The organism is Sedimentimonas flavescens (assembly GCF_025154035.1).
Taxonomy (GTDB): Bacteria; Pseudomonadota; Alphaproteobacteria; order Rhodobacterales; family Rhodobacteraceae; genus Rhodobacter; species Rhodobacter flavescens.
In genome coordinates, this window is the sequence record NZ_JAOALJ010000001.1 from 97,648 (window position 1) to 117,272 (window position 19,625).

Here is a 19,625-nt window from a genome sequence, read left to right on the forward strand (position 1 = left end):
GCTCAGCGATGCAGCTCCTCGTCGGGGATCAGCGCCGCTTCTTCGGGGTGGTCGTGATAGCGCGCGATGCGTCGAACCTTAGGCGCGGTGCCGAAGACGAAGGGCGTGCGGGCATGCAGGCTGTCGGGGATCGCATCGAGGATCGGGAGATAGCCGTCGGTCGCCGCGCCGCCCGCCTGCGTGACGACAAAGGCGATCGGCGCGCATTCGTAGAGATGGCGCAGGCGGCCGCGCTCATATCCGCGGCGGCTGTCGCCCGGATAGAGGAAAACGCCGCCGCGCTTGAGGATGCGGTGCGTCTCGGCCACCAGTGAGGCGATCCAGCGCATGTTGAAGTTGCGCCCGCGCGGGCCATCGGCACCGGCGATCAGGTGGTCGATAAAGGCCTGGATCGGCGCTGGCCAGTGCCGCTTGTTCGAGGCATTGATCGCGAATTCCGAGGTTTCAGGGGCCATCGGGGGCAGATCCGCAAGCCGCTCGAAACGTCCCGTATTCGGATCAAGAACCCATTGCAGCACCCCTTGGCCAAAGGTCGCGATCAGCGAGCATTGCGGGCCAAAGATCATGTACCCGGCGGCGAGCTGCTCGGACCCTGGGCGCAGGAAGCTTGCCTCGGCGGTTTCCGCCTTGTGGTAGATCGAGAAAATCGTGCCAATAGAAACGTTTACGTCTATATTTGAAGAGCCGTCGAGCGGGTCTATTGCCAGCGCCAGAAGGCCGTCGCCGAAGGTCAGGATGTCGTCCTGTTCTTCCGAAGCATAGTAAGCCACCGCCGAGTCCCGCAGCGCCGCCATGAACGCCTCATCCGCCAGCACATCGAGCGCCTTTTGGCCGTCACCGCCCGCGTTGGTTCCGGCGCTGGCGCCAAGATCGCCGTCGATCCCGTTGCGCGCAATCAGTCGCTGCAACTCGGCGCCGACCTGGGTCAGGCGCTGCATGACATCCGTCAGCTCCGGGCCAAGCGAAAGCCCCGTAAGATCGAGTGACATGCCATCCTCCTGTCCAGTTCCGGCACGCGTTCTATCGCGCCAAACCGCCACGGTTTCAATCGGGAAGCGTGATTGACGGGGTAGGGCGCGCGCGCCATTCTCGGGGCAAAGACGAGGTACACATGGCGACCGTAACGCCCCCGAGCGACCCCGAGTCCGACCCACGCGTCAAGGCCGTGTTCAACGATATCCGACAAACGCGTGGCAGCGATTTCATCAACAATGTCTGGCGTTACCTCGCGTTCGATCCTGCGCTTCTCGAGCAGACCTGGGCCGAGGTGAAGGCGGTGATGGCCACGCCATCAGCACTGGAGCCAAAGGTGAAAGAGATGATCTACGCTGCTGTTTCGATTGCGAATTCCTGTGAATACTGCACACACTCGCATCTTGCGGCTGCGCGCGAAGGGCATGACCCCCGAAGAGTTCACGGATTTCCTGCGCGTCGTCTCCTCTGCAGGGAAAACTAATCAACTTCTCAATGCCTTACGCATTCCGGTTGATGCGGCATTCCAGATGGACAAGGAGTGAACATGGCCTACGCGATGGTGATTGCATCCCCGGGCGGCGCGGAGAAATTCCGCCGGATCGAGATTGATCCTCCCGCTCCAGGGCCTGGAGAGATCCTGATAAGACATACCGCTATCGGATTGAATTTCATAGATGTTTACTTTCGAACCGGGTCTTATCCTTGGCCGGTTGAGCGCGATCTTGTGACTGGCGCGGAGGCTGCGGGCGTTATCGAGGCCGTCGGTGTCGGTGTGGATCTTAAACCGGGGCAGCGTGTTTGCTATGCCATACCGAACGGCGCATACGCGTCCCATCGCGTTATAAGTGCCTCGCAAGCTGTTGTTATGCCTAGCAATGTATCGGATGAGATTGCGGCGGCCGCAATGCTCAAAGGGCTCACGGCGCATTATCTCTTGTATCATTCTTATGCCGTAAGCCGCGGAGAAAGCGTTCTTTTCCACGCCGCAGCCGGAGGTGTTGGCTTGATCGCGGTGCAATGGCTCAGCGCGCTCGGAGTGCGTGCGATCGGAACTGCGGGCGGACCCGAGAAATGCGCGCTGGCGTTGCGGCACGGTTACGATGCGGTGATCGATTATCGAAGCGAAGACTTTGTCACGAGGGTCATGGAGCTGACCGATGGTGCTGGTGTGTCTGCCGTCTACGACTCGGTTGGAGCGGATACGGTCATGAAATCATTGGAGGTTTTACAGAGGTTTGGCTCGCTGGTGTGCTTCGGGCAAAGCTCTGGTCCCGCGACCGATTTCAAGATCGGCGATCTTGCACGCGGCTCGTTGCGGCTCACGCGGCCGACGTTGTTCCATCACACGGCGGTGCCTGGTTGGCTGCAAAGTGCAAGCGCAGATTTGTTCGCCATGATTGGAAGTGGAGCGATTTCGATTGAGATCGGCCAGACGTTTGACCTGTCAGACGTGGCACGAGCGCATGAGATGCTGGAGGCGCGTATGACGACCGGGAGTACAGTTTTGGTTCCGTAGCGCATCTGAATGGCACAATAAGCTACATAATACCGATTATGGGGTATATGCTTGTGCCAAGCAGCACATGTAAAAGTGCCTTTCCTGAGACCCCTCTTGGAAAACTGTATTCGACGCGCCCCCGACCTCCGACCAGATTGGCAACTAGCTTCAAGCCAACATCAAACTCCGCCGCTCGTCGCATCGCATCCGATGATCGAAGCGATCAAGACGCATGTGGTGCTCGCCCGGCAAGGACTGCCGAACCAGAATCCAGCGCGACCAAAGTGCTTTTGGCTGATCGGAGCCGCACCTCCCGCACCGGCGCGTATGCTGCGGAGTTGTACCACTTCTTGAGTGCCGGCATGTCTGGGAACTCGATGATGACCATGCGGCCCGGCACCCAGTCTTTCCCGGCTTCGAGAACGTCGAGGGCGCCGCCGCGGGACAGGAAGCGCCCGCCAAACTGCTCAATCAGCGGAAGGACTGCGCGCTTGTATTCCTCAAACGTGTCCGGGTCGGTGATTGTTTCATCCGCGATGAGATAAGCAGGCATGGCGTATCCTCCATTCGCCCTGTGCGGCGGTGCATCATGCGCCGCCATCACCAGAATCCTTCGTGCCCCTTGATGATGTCCGGTTCGAGTTCCGGATATGGCCCGCGAACTGCGACCTGTCTGCGTCCGGCGGCAAAGACTTGGTGGCAACTCAGGTCAAGGGTCAGGTTTTCGGGATTGTCACCGGTCAGTTCCGCAAGGCGCTTTTCGGTAAGGCCATAGACCACGGTTCCGATGCCAGCCCAATAACAGGCCCCGGCGCACATGCAGCAGGGTTCGACCGAGGTCACCAGCGTGCATCGTTCAAGAAACGATGGCTCGTAGTTCTGTGCCGCCACCCTTGCCACGTTTGCCTCGGCATGGCCGACGCCTCGGTCGTGCATATAGGTGTTGCCCGAAGACAGAAGGACTTCCCCATCCGGGCCAACGAGAATGGCGCCAAAGGGATGATTGCCAGCCTTACGGCTTTGCGCGGCGACCTCGGTCGCAATTCGCAGATATTCCACGTCACCTCGCATGATCGCATCCTCCATCAGGTGGGTGTTGGTGCTCCAGAAGCCTTGCGTGTGGCCGTCAGTTTCATGCCCGGCGCGGCCAGCCGATCTTGCGCCCCGATCCAGGCATAGGCCAGCAGGCAGGGCTCTTCTTCGCCGGTTGTGATGCGGTGCTCGAATCCGGGCTTGTTCAGGATGAGCGATCCGGGCGCATGGACAGCCGCGTCGTTCTCTGACCAGGCTCCGGCGATCGAGATGTAGCTTTCTTCGATGCCCGCGTGGCTGTGCTGTGGGTAGGTCGTGGCGGGCGCAAATAGGACGAAACCAAGGATCAGGTCGTTGCTGCGGACCGGCCCCTGCGGGCCGAGCACCTCGCAATAGGCGAACTTGCGGGCCAGCGGCTTGGGCATTCGCTCATAGCCGTATTCCCAGGTCAGTTGCCCCCTCACCTCGCGCAGCGCGCGGGCCATGCCCTGCATGACGCCCCGCTCGCCCAGATCAAGCGCGCGCGGCAGATGGGCCGTCACCGGTTTGCTTGCAGGTGCGCGTCTATGGATGATCGCGTTGGATGAGAATGTCGCGGATAGCGCCGCGCGCACCTTGCTCCGGTGGCTGCGGATCAGCGCGCTACCGCCAGCCGAGCCAAGCCGAAACAGCGCATCGAACTCGCGGAGCAGGTAGAACCAGTCGGGCGCGTCGCGCAGGCGCAGCACTTCGGCCTCAGGCATGTCCGGGATCGGCGTCATGGACATCTCACTCTCCGTCATCGGAAAACTCGGGTGCAGGCCCCTGCCCTTACTGGGCGCGTTTGGGCGGATCGCGCCGGGCAGTTACTCGTAAAGATCGTCGATGAACGTCACCAACAGCTCGACCTGCGAGCGGACATTCAGCTTGCGATAGATGCTCTTGATGTGGTTCTTGGCGGTTCCATGGCTGATCTCAAGCAGGCCCGCGATCTCGGCGGCGGTGTAGCCCTTGAGCAGAAGGAACACGATCTCACCCTCGCGCGCGGTCAAGGCGGTGGCGCCGAAGCCCGCCAGTTTTCGCCCGATCACACGGTCAATCGCCGGAACCTGTGGCTCCTCGACATCGGTGCGCTCATAGAGTGCGAAGACACTGGAGACGACGCTGACCAGCGAGGCAAGGAACTGCACCTCATCGCGCTCGAACGGCGGCAGATCGTGCGAGCGCGACACCGACAGATGCACGCAGCGCCCTCCGCCGATTGGCACGAGATAGCCGACCTCGTCGCGCGTATCCCATTTGCGCAGGTAGCGCTCGAAATAGGGCGAACGGGCGGAATCTCCGGGCCTTGCGAGATCGCCAAGGCGATGGACGCTCGGCTCGGGGCTGCGGCGATACTGCTGGTAGAAGGGATCGAGCAGGTAGAGCCCGTCTTCGTAATCGTCCCTGCCCTGCTTGATGCCGCGAAAACCGATCCGCTCGGCAGGTTCATGGCGGTGAAACAGCGCCGCATACCACTGATCGAAATCGACGCAGTTCGACAGATGCGCAAGGAACCGGTCGACAATGTCTGACCGGTCGCGATGGATCAACAGATCCGCGACCCCGTCATTCCAGCGCTCGAGCATCGAAACGGACTGCATGTGTGGCAGGATAGGACCCGGCAGAATACCTGTCGAGTCTCTCCCCTTTCCCATCACCCGCGCGCCGGCGGCGACCAGATACCCTCGGCAATCAGGTCGTTTTGCGTGGCGATAAGGCTGTCGCGCAGGATCGAGACAATCCGGTCGATATCCTCCTTCGTCACGATGAGCGGCGGAGACAGGATGCACAGGCTTTCGAATGGGCGCAGGATCAGCCCCCGCTCCTGCGCATGGGCATCGACACGCGCGGCAACCGCCATATCGGCCTCACCCGGTTCCGCGCCGATCTTGCGCACGACGCATTCCAGGCAAGCCATTAGCCCCATGCCGCGCACGTCGCCGACGATGGGCAGATCGCGCAGTTTTTGCAGCTCGGCCTGGAAATAGGGCCCGGTGTCACGCACCTGCTCAAGGATGCGGCCGCCCTCAAGGATCTCGAGGTTCTTCAGCGCCACCGCAGCCGCGACCGGATGGCCGGAATAGGTGAACCCGTTGGTGAAATACGGGTGATCGACCGCATTCTCGCCGCTGATCGCCTTGATCAGTCGGTCCGAATAGATTGTGGCGCCCATCGGGATATAGCCCGAGGTCAAACCCTTGGCGCAGGTGATGATGTCGGGCGTGATGCCGAAGACGTCCTTTGACGCGAAGATATGACCAAGCCGCCCGAAGGCCGTGACGACCTCGTCCGAGATATAGAGCACATCGTATGTGCGGCAGATCTCAAGGCAGCGCGGCAGATACATCTCTGGCGGCACGATGACCCCGCCCGAGGCTTGGATCGGCTCCGCCACGAAGCAGGCCACATTCTCGGGGCCGAGTTCGAGGATCATCGCCTCAAGATCGGCGACCTTTTCGTTCGCGAAATCCTCCAGCGACTGGCCCTTGGGGCGGCGGAAGGCGTTGACCGAGGGCAGGAAGTGCACCAGCTCGCGCGCATAGTCGAACTGGCTCCAGTCGCGTCGCTTCCCGTTCATCGAGGCCGTCAGGTAGGTCGAGCCGTGGTAGCTGTCCATCCGCACGATGACTTGCCGCTTGCTCGGCTGGTCAAGGCAGTTGAAGTAGAAATGCGCAAAGCGGATCGCGCTGTCCACGGCGCCAGAACCCGACGTCGCGAAACTGACGGTGTTCAGATCGCCCGGCGCGCGCTCAGCCAGCGCTTGCGCAAGCTGCGCGGCGGGTACGTTCGCCATGGCGCCAAAGGGCGTGTAGTAGCACAGGCGGCGGGCCTGCTCGGCCATGACCTCAATCAGTTCCTCGCGGCCGTAGCCGACCTGAACGCACCACATCCCGCCGATCCCGTCGATATAGCGGTTCCCTTCGGCATCGCTGATATGGATGCCTTTGGCCTCGGCCAGAACCAGCGGGTCTTCGGTGTGCATGGTCTTGAGGTCGGACCAGGGGTGCAGGACGTGACGCTTGTCCGCTTGTGCGATCTCTGCCGGATCGAGGTTATGGTGCTTGGCGAACATCTGTCTTCTCCGTCGTCGTTTCGCGGCCTGCGCGTTCGTCGCTGCTGCCGACAGAAAACAGCGCGATCCGCGCCGGGAATACACCCGCGCTGAACGCAACGTTGAATACCGCCGGCGATGACCGTGACTCTGATCGCTCGCCCGAGTGAAAGGAATGTCCCCAAGGGGCTATTGCGCGGCCGCACCAGAAGGGGATGCCGCCCTCCCCGCGATTGGCGTAAACGCTTCGCGAAGCGCGGAACATGGCCCGTGCCCATCCGCGCACCTGCCGTTGGATACTAGACTCAAGTCTCAGGTGATGACGTCAGGCCCCGTGCGGCCGGTGCGGGCGCGGATGCCGACGATCTCTTCGGTCGCGCGGATGATCGGGCCAAGCGCCTCTTGCGGGTCTTCATTCAGTCCCGCCGGGCCGGGAACATACCGCTCGAGGTAGACCCGCAGCGTCGCGCCCTCGGTTCCGGTGCCCGAAAGCCGCAGCACGACGCGCGAGCCGCCCTCGAACAGGATGCGGAACCCCTGCTGCGCCGAGATCGAACCATCGACCGGGTCGGTATAGGCGAACTCATCTGCGTTCTCGACGATAAGGCCGTGATTTTGCGTGCCCTTCAGCGAGGCCAGCCGGTCACGCAGATCATTCAGCATGGCATTGGCCTGATCGACTGGCAGGGCCTCGTAATCGTGGCGCGAGTAGTAGTTGCGCCCGAAGCGCGCGAAATGCTCTGCCAAGATCTCGGCCACGCTCTGCCCGCGCGCGGCGATGATATTGAGCCACATCAGCACCGCCCAAAGACCGTCCTTCTCACGCACATGATCCGACCCGGTGCCGAAGCTCTCCTCGCCGCAAAGTGAAACACGGCCCGCATCCATCAGATTTCCAAAGAATTTCCAGCCGGTTGGCGTCTCGTAACAATCGATTCCAAGCGCCTTAGCCACGCGATCGACAGCGGCCGAGGTCGGCATCGAGCGGGCCACGCCTTTCAGCCCCTGCGCATAGCCCGGAACGAGATGAGCATTCGCCGCGATCACGGCGAGGCTGTCGGAGGGCGAGACGTAAACCCCGCGCCCAAGCACCATGTTGCGATCGCCATCGCCATCTGAGGCTGCGCCGAAATCCGGGGCGCTCTCGCCCATCATCTCAGCCATCAATTCATGTGCCCAGGTTGGATTCGGGTCTGGATGCATCCCGCCAAAATCGGGCAGCGGCGTTTCGTGCACGACAGTCCCCTTGGCGGCGCCGAGGCGTTTTTCGAGAATCTCGACCGCGTAAGGCCCGGTGATTGCGCACATCGAATCCATCCGCATCGTGAAGCCTTCATGAAAAAGGCCGCGCAATGCTTTGAAATCGAATATCTCTTCTATCATGTCGGCGTAAGCACTGACCGGATCGACCACCTCGACCACCATCGCGCCCAGATGACTTTCACCGATCGCCGTCAGGTTCACATCCGGCGCATCAAGCTTGGCGTATTCGGTGATCTCCTTGGTGCGGGCGAAAATCGCCTCGGTCACCGATTCCGGCGCGGGACCGCCATTGGCCATGTTGTATTTCACGCCGAAATCCTCGTTCGGCCCGCCGGGATTGTGGCTGGCCGAAAGGATGATGCCGCCATCCGCGCTCCGCTTGCGGATCAGGTTCGAGGCGGCCGGTGTCGAGAGCCATGCGCCCTGCCCGACGATCACGCGCGCAGCCCCGCTTGCCGCAGCCATCTTAAGGATGACCTGCGCCGCTTCAGTTCCGAAGTAGCGCCCGTCACCGCCCAGAACCAGGGTCTTGCCCCGCACGCCACCTATGGCGTCGAAAGTCGCCTGAACGAAATTCTCAAGGAAATTCGGTTGCATGAAGACCGCCGTTTTCTTGCGCAGGCCCGAGGTTCCGGGTTTCTGGCCGTCGAACGGCGTGGTCGGGTGGGTCGTCATGATTGCTCCTGTTGGGCGGTGGGCCGCGCGAACAGTTGAACAGATTGTGGCGCAACGCAAGTGACAGCCGTGTCATGTCGCAAGGCCTGCGCCTCGGAGAAATTGGCGCCGTGGCCATCCCGGTTCATATCTCCATTCGCCTCGTCGCGCTCTTCGGAGAAGGACACGAGCTCTTGCAGGGTGAAACCGTCGTGTGCGGGCGCGAAGTTAGCGCTGGTCAAAGGGGCACGGCCCGCATCGTCGAGGATCTCGGCGGAACCGGCGAGCCGCCGTCAGGGTTTTTCTTGAACCACGATGTGAACCTGCATGTGACGCGGCGGTCCGCGTTCGGCACGACAGATGTCATCGCGCGCCCGGGCTGCGCTTCTGGCCCGAGAACAAGGGCCGCGACGGGTGCCGTACCTCGATGGTCTGGGATGGCTCCGCCCATACGGGCTTCTCGACGGCCAAGCCCTTGCTGCCCGTAGGCCCCACAGGCCGCACTTGATGTGGCTGCGCGCCGGGTTCGTCCGACACTCCTACCGCGCGATACTTGCGTTCCGCCGCGCTCAGCCCGCGCTGCGTTCCGGCAAGACCGAATTTCAGGAGACGCTCGAGCCTGTCTTGGCCTTCCGGCCCACGCAAGGCGCCGAAAGGCTGACCTGTTTCTTCAATCTAGGACCCGGCAGCGTCACCCTGCCCGCTCCGCCCGGTTCGCCCTTTGGTCCGGTGCTGGCCCCAAAGATAGACAGGGGTGCGTTGAGGCTTGGCTCCAACGCGGCAATCTGGCTGCGGGGCCTGAGCCGTCACGCCGCGGGCAGGATCACACTGAAACGCGAGCCCTTGCCCTTCTCGCTTTCAATCTTCAGGCGCCCGCGGTGACGCGCGACGATATGCTTGACGATGGCAAGGCCAAGCCCGGTGCCGCCCTGCTCGCGTGAGCGGTGGGTATCGACGCGGTAAAACCGCTCGGTCAGGCGCGGAATATGGATCGGGTCGATCCCCTCGCCCGAGTCGATTACGTCGACCCGGTAAGCCGGGCCGCGCTGCACCGGTTCATGTGCGATCTTCTCGACGACCACCCGCACCTCGCCACCCGCACCACCGTATTTCACCGCGTTCTCGATGAGGTTCGAGAAGACCTGCGTCAGCTGGTCGGCATCGCCCGTCACCCGCAGCGGCCCCGGCTCGCCCTCGCGCAGGATGCACACCTTGGCGGTCTCGGCGACGGGTTGCAGGGTTTGGATGGCGCCACGCAGGACATTCGCCAGATCAACCTGCGCGGTCGGGCGGCGGCGTTCCTCGGCCTCGACGCGGCTGAGCGAAAGCAGATCGCCGACAAGGCGGTTCATCCGCCCCGCCTCGCGCGCCATGATCGTGAGGAACCGATCGCGCGCGACCGGATCATCCTTGGCGGCGCCGCGCAGCGTCTCGACAAAGCCGATCAGCGCGGTCAGCGGCGTGCGCAACTCGTGGCTGACGTTGGCCACGAAATCGCGCCGCATCGCCTCGGCCTCTTCGGTAGCGGTGATATCCTCGATGGACAGAAGCGCGGCGACGTTCCCCGCCTCGTCCAATTCGATCGGTGCGACCGAGACAAGCGCGACCATCTCGCGCTCGGGGCTGGAAAGCCGCAACCGCACCCGATCCGAGGCCCGCGCGGTCAGCGCACGCTCCAGCGCCTCGTTCAGCGCGGGTTGGCGCAGGACGGTAACGAAGGGACGCCCTTCAAGCCCCTGTCCAAGCAGAGCTTGCGCGCCCCGGTTGGTCGCGACAATCTTTTCGCGCGCATCCACGACCAGAACCGGAAGCGGAACCGCCTCCAGGACCGGCAAGATCGTTGCCATGCTCATATGCGCCCCCGTTTGTCTCGCCCGCGCAGAATCTACAAAACCTCGGTTTTGTAAACCTTTGAACGCTTTGTTCTTGAGATAGCCTAAAATTCGCCTTAAACCGGAGCGTGTAATTAGTGTCAGGCTCCTCGCCTAAGTTTGTCGAATTAAGGCATTCGTTCAGGAACGCTTGATGGCCAAGATTGATCCGCCCCGGCCGGACACTCGTAGAATTCGTACTGAAATTCGCGACGATCTTGGCGGGCGCCGCATTTTGATTGTCGAGCCAAGCGGGGATCTTCCCAATACGCTGAACAATCTCGCAGGCGGCGCGGTTACGATCGCGCGGTTTTCCTCGCTGACGGCAGACCTGCTGATGACGACGGCACCCGAGGTGGTTCTGTCACCCCTGATGACCAGCGATCACGACATTCTCGACCTGGCCAAGCGGCTTGAAGAACTGGGCTTTAAGGGCGCACTGCGCGCCTTCTGCGCCCCGCTGCCGAATGCACGGGTGATCCTGACCGAGGTGCGCCAGATCTGGCCAGAGGGAGACTTCGACATTTTCGAAGTGCATCCCCGCCCGGATTGAGGATCAGGGCAGGAAGAGGCGGCGGAACACCCAACCGCTGACAATCGCGAAAAACGCTCCGAGGAAGACATAGCCAGTCCGGAACGAGGCGGCCGCCGCAAGCAGCGGCACCGCCGCAATCAGGATGCGGACCCAAAGGGCGCGGAGGGCGGGGCTTTGCGGATCAAGCAGCATCAGTTCACCACCTTCATGCCACGAGCGTACCGCGCGGCGTTCTCACGGTAATGCTCAGCTGATTTCAGAAGTTGCGTTTGCGCCTCGGCATCGAGTTGCCGCACGATCTTGCCCGGCGCGCCCATCACGAGGCTGCCGTCCGGGATCTCCTTGCCCTCGGTAATCAGCGCACCCGCACCGATCAGACAACCCTTGCCGATCTTGGCGCCGTTCAGAATCGTCGCGCCCATGCCGATCAGGCTGCCCTCGCCGATGATGCAGCCATGCAGCATCGCCTTGTGCCCAATGGTGCAATTCGCGCCAATCACCAGCGGATAACCCATATCGGTGTGGATCACGACGTTCTCTTGCACGTTCGAACCACGACAGACGCGGATTTCCTCGTTATCGCCGCGGAGCGTGCAGCCGAACCAGACCGAGGCCTCGTCTTCCAGCACCACCTTGCCGATCAGGTTGGCATCGGGCGCGACCCAGGCGCCCTGCCCCAGAACCGGCACCACTCCGTCGAGTTCATAGATCATCGCGCTTCAAACTCCTTGTTCAGGCCACGCACGAACTCCGTTAGACCGGGGCGACGGTCGGCGCGGGCGCGCTCGGCCGTCAGGATGGTCTTCAGTTCCGCCTCGGCAGTATCCACATCGCGGTTGATGATGACATAGTCATATTCGCCCCAGTGGCTGATTTCATCGCGGCTTTTTGCCATCCGGCCGGCGATCACCTCATCGCTGTCCTGCGCGCGGCCGCGCAGGCGCGATTCCAGATCGGTGATCGAGGGCGGCAGGATGAAGATCGACACGACATCCTTGGCTAGCGTCGAGCGGCGAATCTGCTGCCCGCCCTGCCAGTCGATGTCAAAAAGCGTATCGCGCCCCTCAGCCATCGCGGTCTCGACCGGTCCTTTTGGCGTGCCATAGAGATTTCCGAAGACCTCGGCATGTTCCAGCATCTCGCCTGCGGCGACCATCGTCTCGAACTCGGGCTTGGTCTTGAAGAAATACTCGCGCCCGTCCACCTCGCCGGGGCGCGGTGCCCGGGTCGTGGCCGAGACCGAGAATTTCAGCGTCGGATCCCAGGCCATCAGGCGCTTTGCCAGCGTCGATTTGCCCGCACCCGAGGGCGAGGACAGGATGATCAGCAGGCCACGGCGCGCGATTTCGGTCATTGGTCACTCCACGTTCTGGATCTGCTCGCGCATCTGGTCGATCACGTGCTTGAGGTCAAGCCCGATGGCCGTCAGCCGCGACGAGCCGGATTTCGAGCACAAGGTATTGGCCTCACGCACGAATTCCTGCGTCAGGAAGTCAAAGCGCCGCCCCACGGGCTTCGGATCGGCCAGCAGATCGCGTGCGGCAGCGATATGGGCGCGCAGGCGGTCGATCTCTTCTGTCACGTCGCCCTTGACGGCGATCAACGCAAGTTCCTGCGCCACGCGGTCAGGGTCGGCGCCGCCTGCGCCCTCGATTACGCGGGCAAGGGCTGCGGTGATGCCTGCCTCCCAATCGGGGCGGCGGGCCTCGGCGGCCTCGGCGGCGGCTTCGGTCAGTTCAGCGATCCGGGTCAGTTGCGCGGATATCACGGCGCCGATCTGCGCACCTTCCGCCGCGCGCATCGCAGCAAATTCGGTCAGCACGCCTTCGAGCGAGGCGATCAACGCGGTCCGTAGCGCGGCCGGGTCTTCCATCTGGACGGGGCCTTGCTCTAGCACGCCGCGCAGCGTCAGCACATCAGCGGCAGTCGTCTGCGCCAGAGCCATTCCCTCGGCGGCGGCCACGCTCTCAATGTCACGCAGTGCGGCAAGCGCGGCGCGCAGGCCACTCGCACTCAGCCGCAGCCCCTCGGCCGCATCAACGCGCGTCAGGCGCAGGTTGGCCGAGATATTGCCCCGTGCGGCAAACCGCCCGACCGCTGTGCGCACCAGCGGCTCCAGCCCCTCGACATCGGGCAGCCGAAACCGCAGATCCAGCGCCTTGCCATTGACCGAGCGGATATCCCAGCTCCAGTCGTAGCCCTGCGCACCGCCCTGCCCGGCGGCGAAACCGGTCATTGAAATCGTTGCGATCTGCTTTTCCATCCGAGGCTTAACCATTTGGATACTTATTTTCCCATAGCGCCCCGAGACGGGGTATTAAGAGTTCAGTAAGCATTTCGCTCCTGCGGTCAACCGTAAGACCGAGTCGGCAGAAGTCCATGGAGCTTTTTGGCCGCTCCGCGCGGCCCGACCGACTGGTGAGCAGATGACACGCGATGACGATACCCCCTGGAATTCCCCTCGGCCAGCCGAACCGACCGACCGTGTCCTTGCGGACCTGCACGGATATTGGGAGGGATTGCGCTGCGGCCGCGTTGTCCCCGCGCGCGCCGATATTGACCCGCGTCGGATCGAGGAGCAGTTGGAATTCGCCTTCGTTCTGGAACGCATCGCCCCCGGCATCGCCCGGTTTCGCATCGCCGGGCAGCATCTGACCCGCCTGATGGGCATGGAGGTGCGCGGCATGCCGCTGTCGTCGCTGGTCACACCGCCGACGCGCGACCTTCTGGCGCAGGTGACCGAACGCGTCTTCGCGACCCCCGCCGTGGCCGAGATCGAATTGCGCGCGCAGACCGGGCTCGGGCGCCCTGCCCTGACGGGCCGGATGCTGCTGCTGCCGATGTCTTCGGGCTCAGGCATGATCGACCGCGCGCTCGGTTGCCTTGTGACGGATGGGCGCCAGATCGGCCTGACGCCCCGGCGCTTTGGCTGGGCGGGTAGCTCGGTCACGCGCATTGCGGCGGCCTCGGAAAGCGCCGCGCAAGGCTTTGCCGAACCGCCTGCCCCGTTCGAGGCACAAGACGAGACCCCGGAAATGCGCCGCGCGAAGTTCCGCATCGTGACCTCGGGCGAATGAATAAGGCCCGAGGCTTGCGCCACGGGCCTTGTTGTTCAGCCGATCACAGCGATCAGAGCGAGGCGGCCTTGGCCAATGCACGGCGGTCTTGCAGTTCTTCGGCGACCAGGAAGGCCAGTTCCAGCGACTGCGAGGCGTTCAGGCGCGGGTCGCAGGCGGTGTGGTAACGACTCGACAGATCTTCGTCCGAGACGGCGCGCACGCCGCCGGTGCATTCGGTCACGTCCTTGCCGGTCATCTCGAAATGCACGCCGCCGGGGATCGTGCCCTCGGCCTTGTGGATATCGAAGAACTCACGCACCTCGCGCAGGACCGAGTCGAAGGGCCGCGTCTTGAAGCCCGAGGCCGACTTGATCGTGTTGCCGTGCATCGGATCGCAGGTCCAGAGCACATTGGCGCCCTCTTCCTGAACCGTGCGGATCAGGCGCGGCAGGTTGTCGCCAACCTTGCCCGCGCCGAAACGCGCGATCAGCGTCAGGCGGCCTGCTTCATTCTGCGGGTTCAGCTTGGCCATCAGCACCTTGAGGTCTTCCGCCGTCGTGGTCGGCCCACACTTGAGACCGATCGGGTTCTGCACACCGCTGCAGAATTCGACATGCGCGCCGTCGGGCTGACGGGTGCGGTCGCCGATCCAGATCATGTGGCCCGAACCCGCGACCGGCAGGCCGGTGGTCGAGTCGATGCGGCACAGCGCCTCTTCATATTCCAGAAGCAGCGCCTCGTGGCTGGTGTAGAAATCGACCGTGCCAAGCTCATGCGCGGTTTCCGAGGTCACGCCCGCCGCTGCCATGAAGTCCATCGCGTCCGAGATCTGCTGGGCCACCTTGCGGTAGCGCGCGGCCTCGTCTTCATCGGTGAAGTTCGAGATCCACGACTGCACACGGTGGATATCGGCATAACCACCGGTCGAGAAGGCGCGCAGCAGGTTCAACGAGGCCGCCGCCTGCGTATAGGCCTGAAGCATCCGGTTCGGATCCGGCAGGCGGGCCTCCATCGTGGCATCAAAACCGTTGATGATGTCGCCGCGGTAGCTCGGGTATTCCACGCCGCCGATCATCTCGGTGGGGGCCGAGCGCGGCTTGGCGAACTGACCCGCCATGCGGCCGACCTTGATGACCGGCACCTTGGCGCCCCAGGTCAGCACGATCGCCATCTGCAGCATCACCTTGAAGGTGTCGCGGATATTGTCGGCCGAGAATTCCGAGAAGCTCTCGGCGCAGTCACCGCCTTGCAGCAGGAACGCCTCGCCCCGCGCGGCCTTGGCCAGATCGGCCCGCAGACGCCGCGCCTCGCCCGCAAACACGAGCGGCGGCATTTTTCCCAACTGCGCCTCGACCGCGTTCAATGCCGCCTGGTCGGGATAGTCCGGCATCTGCACCCGCGGTTTCGCGCGCCAGTCCGATTTCGTCCATCCCTTGCCCATCTTCGCCTCCGAGCATTCAAAAACTGTCTGGCGCTTATATGACGTGCCGTTAGCGAGAACAAACCTGTTTTTCGCCCGGGGTCAGGTTTGTGCCGTCATCTGATCCCCTCTTGCGAGACTTCGCGTTCCCTGCTTCTCTCATTTGAAACGACAACGAACAGGTCGCAAATGCGCATCCCCTCGACGGCCCCCCGCACCCATACGCGCCCTGCGCCCTCTCAGGGGACCGTTCGGCTACCGCCGCTAGCGCGCCCGCGCCGCTACGTTTTTCTGCTTCTCGACCGCTTCACGATGATGGCGTTCGCCAGCGCGGTGGAGCCTTTGCGCCTTGCAAATCAGGTGTCCGGACAGAAACTCTATGACTGGAAGCTGGCCTCCGAGGATGGCCAGGACGTGACCTGTTCCAACGGCGTGCGGATGCGCGTCGATATGGGCCTGACCGAGATCACCCGCGACGACACAGTGATGGTCTGCGGGGGAATCGATGTCGCCGAAGCGACGACCAAGCCGATCCTGAACTGGCTGCGCCGAGAGGCGCGCCGGGGTGCGGCGGTGGGCGGGCTTTGCACCGGGGCCTGGGCGGTGGCGAAAGCCGGGCTGCTCGACGGCAAACGCGCAACCATCCATTGGGAGAACCAGGACAGCTTCTCGGAGGATTTCGAAGAGGTAAAGCTGACCAAGTCGGTCTTCGTGATCGACGGCAACCGGCTTACGACGGCGGGCGGTACCGCCTCGATCGATCTGATGCTCAAGCTGATCGCGCGTGATCACGGCGAGGGGCTGGCCAATACCGTGGCCGACCAGTTGATCTACAACTCGATCCGCACCGATCAGGACAGCCAGCGCCTGTCGATCCCGACCCGCATCGGCGTGCGCCATCCCAAGCTCGCGCAGGTCATCGCGCGGATGGAAACGAATATCGAGGAACCGATCAGCCCGGCCCGCCTGGCCGAGGAAGTCGGCATGTCCACGCGCCAGCTTGAGCGGCTGTTCCGGCGCTACCTCAACCGCTCGCCCAAGCGCTATTACATGGAAATCCGGCTGCAGAAGGCGCGCAACCTGCTGATGCAGACCGAGATGAGCGTGATCAACGTGGCGCTCGCCTGTGGCTTTGCCTCGCCGTCGCATTTCTCGAAATGCTACCGCGCGCACTACCAGACCACGCCCTACCGCGAGCGTGGAACCTCGGGCGGCGCAGTTGAAGAAATCGAGGGCGACTCTGTCTTCGACGGGATCGATTTCGACGACGAAGATTTCGAATAGTCCAACCCGGCGGGGCGCGGCATCGAAGATTCTTGCGTTGCAGTCGCATGAATCTGCAGAAAATTGCCCAGCCGGTCGATTCCCTGCGTCATAAAGCAACTCAGCCCTATTTTCTTTTGTGATCCCTCGCTCTAATTTTGCCGGGGCTCTGTTCCAACATGGGAGTGAACAAATGAAAAAGCTGCTTCTGGCTACTGCCGCCGCCGCGCTGACCGCAGGTGGTGCATTCGCCGAGGATGTAAAGCTGGGTATCTCGCTGGGCTTCACCGGTCCGCTCGAATCCATGTCGCCGGCAATGGCGCAGGGTGCCGAGCTGGCGATGAAGGAAGTCTCGGATTCGGGCAAGTTCATGGGCGGCGCGGCTGTCGTTCCGGTGCGCGGCGACTCGACCTGCGTTGACGCGGCTGCGGCAACCGCCACCGTCGAACGTCTGGTCACCACCGAAGGCGTGAAAGGTGTTGTCGGCGGCATGTGCTCGGGCGAAACCACCGCCTCGCTGCAAAACGTCGGTATCCCGAACGGCATGGTCATGATCTCGCCGTCGGCCACCTCGCCCGCGCTTTCGACGCTTGAGGACAACGGCCTGTTCTTCCGCACCTCCCCGTCGGATGCGCGTCAGGGTGTCGTGATGACCGAGATCATCATGGAGCACGGCATCAAGTCGGTCGCCGTGACCTACACCAACAACGACTACGGCAAGGGCCTGGCTGACAGCTTCGCCGAAGCCTTCAAGGCTGCTGGCGGCACCGTGACCATCGTCGCAGCCCATGATGACGGCAAGGCCGACTACTCGGCCGAAGTCGGCGCGCTGGCCTCGGCTGGTGGCGAAGCGCTCGTGATCGCGGGCTACATCGACCAGGGCGGCTCGGGCATCCTGCGCGGCTCGCTCGACACCGGTGCATTCGAGACCTTCGTGCTTCCCGACGGCATGATCGGCGATACGCTGCAAAACAACTTTGCCGCTGAATTGGCCGGTTCGTTCGGCCAGATCCCGTCGTCGGAAGGCGCGGGCAAAGAGAAGTTCATCGAAATGGCTTCGGCCGCCGGCTTTGATGGCTCCTCGGTCTACTCGGGCGAGGCCTATGACGCCGCCGCGCTGATCATGCTGGCGATGGCCGCTGCCGGTTCGACCGATCCGAGCGTGTACAAAGAGAAGGTCATGGATGTGGCCAACGCTCCGGGCGAGCCGATTCTGCCGGGCGAGCTGGGCAAGGCGCTTGAGCTGATCGCCGCTGGCACCGACATCGACTATCAGGGCGCTTCCTCGGTCGAGCTGATCGGCGCAGGCGAGTCCGCTGGCACCTTCCGCGAGATCGAAGTCAAGGACGGCAAGATCGAGACCGTGAAATACCGCTGACGCGGCGCGGTTGAAACCGAGGCAGCCCGGAGCAATCCGGGCTGTTTCCTTTGAAAACAAGGCCTAAAATGGCATTCTTCATGTAAAACATGAAGTTAGGGGACTGCATGATCCGGGTTGAAAACCTGCACAAGCACTTTGGCGGCTTCCGTGCCGTCGATGGCGCTTCGCTCGAGATCGCCAAAGGCTCCATCACCGGGCTGATCGGCCCGAACGGAGCTGGCAAATCCACCCTCTTCAACGTGATCGCCGGGGTTCACAAACCGACCTCGGGGCGCGTGACGATGGATGGCGAAGATATCTCTGGCCTCGCGCCGCACGAACTGTTTCACAAGGGGCTTCTGCGCACCTTCCAGATCGCACACGAATTCCCGTCGATGACGGTACGCGAGAACCTGATGATGGTGCCGGGCGACCAGGCGGGCGAGACGCTGTGGAACGCCTGGTTCCAGCGCGGGCGTATCGCGCAAGAGGAAGCAGCGCTTCTGAAGAAAGCCGATGAAGTTCTTGATTTCCTGACCATCTCACACCTCAAGAACGAGAAGGCCGGGAATCTTTCGGGCGGCCAGAAGAAGCTGCTCGAGCTTGGCCGGACGATGATGGTCGAGGCCAAGATCGTCTTCCTCGACGAGGTCGGTGCAGGCGTCAACCGCACGCTTCTGAACACAATCGGCGATGCGATCGTGCGCCTGAACAAAGAACGTGGCTATACCTTCTGCGTCATCGAGCATGACATGGATTTCATCGGCCGCCTCTGCGACCCGGTCATCGTGATGGCCGAGGGCAAGGTTCTGGCCGAGGGCTCGGCCTCCAGCATCATGCAAAACGAGGCCGTGATCGAAGCCTACCTGGGCACCGGCCTCAAGAACAAGGTCAAGGCCGAGAAGGAGGCGCAGGCATGAGTTTCCTCGAAGCTGAGAACATGACGGGCGGCTATGGCGCCGCCGACATCCTGCACGGCTGCACGCTGAAAGTCGAGAAAGGCCAGATCGCGGTCATCGTCGGCCCTAACGGCGCTGGCAAATCGACCGCGATGAAGGCCGTCTTCGGGATGCTGAAGCTGCGCGGCGGTCATGTGAAACTGGATGGCGAAGACATCACCACCCTCTCGCCGCAAGAGCGCGTGCACAAGGGCATGGGCTTCGTGCCGCAGGTCAACAACGTCTTCCCGACCATGTCGGTCGAGGAAAACCTGGAGATGGGTGCCTTCATCCGCCCCGACGATTTCCGCGGCACGATGGAGCAGGTCTATGACCTCTTCCCGATCCTCAAGGAAAAGCGCCATCAGAACGCGGGGGAGCTATCGGGCGGCCAGCGTCAGCAGGTGGCCGTGGGCCGCGCGCTGATGACCCAGCCGAAGCTTCTGATGCTCGACGAACCCACCGCCGGCGTGTCGCCCATCGTGATGGACGAGCTTTTCGACCGGATCATCGAGGTCGCCCGCACCGGCATCTCGATCCTGATGGTCGAGCAGAATGCGCGCCAGGCGCTTGAGATCGCGGACCAGGGCTATGTGCTTGTCCAGGGCGCGAACAAATACACCGACACCGGGGCCGCGCTGATGGCCGATCCCGAAGTCCGCCGCACCTTCCTGGGGGGCTGAG

General features: G+C 62.9%; 20 protein-coding genes and 1 pseudogene. 8 read left to right on the forward strand and 13 right to left on the reverse strand.

Annotated features, from left to right (window positions below; all coding sequences use genetic code 11):
• Window positions 1–2 precede the first annotated feature (2 nt).
• Window positions 3–989 (reverse strand): class 1 fructose-bisphosphatase, encoded by a 987-nt coding sequence (locus tag N3C64_RS00445; protein ID WP_260010679.1) that lies wholly within the window; start codon window positions 987–989, stop codon window positions 3–5.
• 122 nt (window positions 990–1,111) lie between these two features.
• Between N3C64_RS00445 and N3C64_RS00450 the strand changes: the two are divergent.
• A pseudogene (locus N3C64_RS00450) lies at window positions 1,112–1,517 on the forward strand (carboxymuconolactone decarboxylase family protein).
• A 2-nt stretch (window positions 1,518–1,519) separates the two neighbouring features.
• On the forward strand, window positions 1,520–2,491 hold the full coding sequence (locus N3C64_RS00455; RefSeq protein ID WP_260010680.1) for a quinone oxidoreductase family protein: 972 nt from the start codon (window positions 1,520–1,522) through the stop codon (window positions 2,489–2,491).
• A gap of 205 nt (window positions 2,492–2,696) precedes the next feature.
• On the opposite strand, the gene N3C64_RS00460 is transcribed toward N3C64_RS00455, so the two are convergent.
• The 7 genes from N3C64_RS00460 to N3C64_RS00490 form a co-directional block, all read right to left on the reverse strand.
• Entirely contained in the window at window positions 2,697–3,026 is a 330-nt protein-coding gene (locus tag N3C64_RS00460) for a DUF1330 domain-containing protein (protein ID WP_218629047.1), read from the reverse strand.
• Between the two features lie 47 nt (window positions 3,027–3,073).
• Entirely contained in the window at window positions 3,074–3,559 is a 486-nt protein-coding gene (locus tag N3C64_RS00465) for a nucleoside deaminase (RefSeq protein ID WP_260010681.1), read from the reverse strand.
• Window positions 3,559–4,272, reverse strand: a complete 714-nt coding sequence (locus tag N3C64_RS00470; RefSeq protein ID WP_260010682.1) for a dimethylsulfonioproprionate lyase family protein — start codon at window positions 4,270–4,272, stop codon at window positions 3,559–3,561. Before N3C64_RS00470 ends, N3C64_RS00465 begins: the two co-directional genes overlap by 1 nt.
• Before the next feature lie 78 nt (window positions 4,273–4,350).
• Entirely contained in the window at window positions 4,351–5,127 is a 777-nt protein-coding gene (locus N3C64_RS00475; protein ID WP_260010684.1) for a helix-turn-helix transcriptional regulator, read from the reverse strand.
• 53 nt (window positions 5,128–5,180) lie between these two features.
• Window positions 5,181–6,599, reverse strand: coding sequence for an aminotransferase (locus tag N3C64_RS00480; RefSeq protein WP_260010687.1), 1,419 nt, complete (start codon window positions 6,597–6,599; stop codon window positions 5,181–5,183).
• Window positions 6,600–6,890: 291 nt separating this feature from the next.
• Complete coding sequence (locus N3C64_RS00485; RefSeq protein ID WP_260010690.1) at window positions 6,891–8,516, reverse strand: alpha-D-glucose phosphate-specific phosphoglucomutase; 1,626 nt, start codon at window positions 8,514–8,516, stop codon at window positions 6,891–6,893.
• A 785-nt stretch (window positions 8,517–9,301) separates the two neighbouring features.
• Complete coding sequence (locus N3C64_RS00490; protein WP_260010693.1) at window positions 9,302–10,348, reverse strand: ATP-binding protein; 1,047 nt, start codon at window positions 10,346–10,348, stop codon at window positions 9,302–9,304.
• 172 nt (window positions 10,349–10,520) lie between these two features.
• Between N3C64_RS00490 and N3C64_RS00495 the strand changes: the two genes are divergently transcribed.
• Window positions 10,521–10,919 (forward strand): hypothetical protein, encoded by a 399-nt coding sequence (locus N3C64_RS00495; RefSeq protein WP_260010696.1) that lies wholly within the window; start codon window positions 10,521–10,523, stop codon window positions 10,917–10,919.
• 3 nt (window positions 10,920–10,922) lie between these two features.
• Here N3C64_RS00495 and N3C64_RS00500 read toward each other — a convergent pair whose 3' ends face one another.
• From N3C64_RS00500 to N3C64_RS00515, 4 genes are read right to left on the reverse strand one after another with little or no spacing between them, the layout of a single operon-like run.
• Window positions 10,923–11,093 (reverse strand): hypothetical protein, encoded by a 171-nt coding sequence (locus N3C64_RS00500; RefSeq protein WP_218629055.1) that lies wholly within the window; start codon window positions 11,091–11,093, stop codon window positions 10,923–10,925.
• Window positions 11,093–11,614, reverse strand: a complete 522-nt coding sequence (locus N3C64_RS00505; protein WP_260010699.1) for a gamma carbonic anhydrase family protein — start codon at window positions 11,612–11,614, stop codon at window positions 11,093–11,095. Before N3C64_RS00505 ends, N3C64_RS00500 begins: the two co-directional genes overlap by 1 nt.
• A complete protein-coding gene (gene gmk / locus N3C64_RS00510; protein ID WP_218629419.1) occupies window positions 11,611–12,246 on the reverse strand; it encodes a guanylate kinase in 636 nt (211 codons plus the stop codon). Before gmk ends, N3C64_RS00505 begins: the two co-directional genes overlap by 4 nt.
• A 12-nt stretch (window positions 12,247–12,258) precedes the next feature.
• Window positions 12,259–13,164, reverse strand: a complete 906-nt coding sequence (locus N3C64_RS00515) for a YicC/YloC family endoribonuclease (protein WP_260010702.1) — start codon at window positions 13,162–13,164, stop codon at window positions 12,259–12,261.
• Window positions 13,165–13,327: 163 nt separating this feature from the next.
• Here N3C64_RS00515 and N3C64_RS00520 point away from each other — a divergent pair, with 163 nt between their 5' ends.
• Entirely contained in the window at window positions 13,328–13,978 is a 651-nt protein-coding gene (locus N3C64_RS00520) for a PAS domain-containing protein (protein WP_260010705.1), read from the forward strand.
• A 52-nt stretch (window positions 13,979–14,030) separates the two neighbouring features.
• On the opposite strand, the gene N3C64_RS00525 is transcribed toward N3C64_RS00520, so the two are convergent.
• Window positions 14,031–15,401 (reverse strand): class II 3-deoxy-7-phosphoheptulonate synthase, encoded by a 1,371-nt coding sequence (locus N3C64_RS00525; protein ID WP_218629058.1) that lies wholly within the window; start codon window positions 15,399–15,401, stop codon window positions 14,031–14,033.
• 168 nt (window positions 15,402–15,569) lie between these two features.
• Here N3C64_RS00525 and N3C64_RS00530 point away from each other — a divergent pair, with 168 nt between their 5' ends.
• From N3C64_RS00530 to N3C64_RS00545, 4 genes are all read left to right on the forward strand, one after another.
• Entirely contained in the window at window positions 15,570–16,664 is a 1,095-nt protein-coding gene (locus N3C64_RS00530; RefSeq protein WP_260010709.1) for a GlxA family transcriptional regulator, read from the forward strand.
• Between the two features lie 172 nt (window positions 16,665–16,836).
• A complete protein-coding gene (locus N3C64_RS00535; RefSeq protein WP_260010712.1) occupies window positions 16,837–18,021 on the forward strand; it encodes an ABC transporter substrate-binding protein in 1,185 nt (394 codons plus the stop codon).
• 107 nt (window positions 18,022–18,128) lie between these two features.
• Window positions 18,129–18,923, forward strand: coding sequence for an ABC transporter ATP-binding protein (locus N3C64_RS00540; protein ID WP_218629061.1), 795 nt, complete (start codon window positions 18,129–18,131; stop codon window positions 18,921–18,923).
• The gene (locus N3C64_RS00545; RefSeq protein WP_218629062.1) at window positions 18,920–19,624 is read left to right on the forward strand and encodes an ABC transporter ATP-binding protein; all 705 of its coding nucleotides are present in this window, start codon (window positions 18,920–18,922) and stop codon (window positions 19,622–19,624) included. Before N3C64_RS00540 ends, N3C64_RS00545 begins: the two co-directional genes overlap by 4 nt.
• Window position 19,625 lies beyond the last annotated feature (1 nt).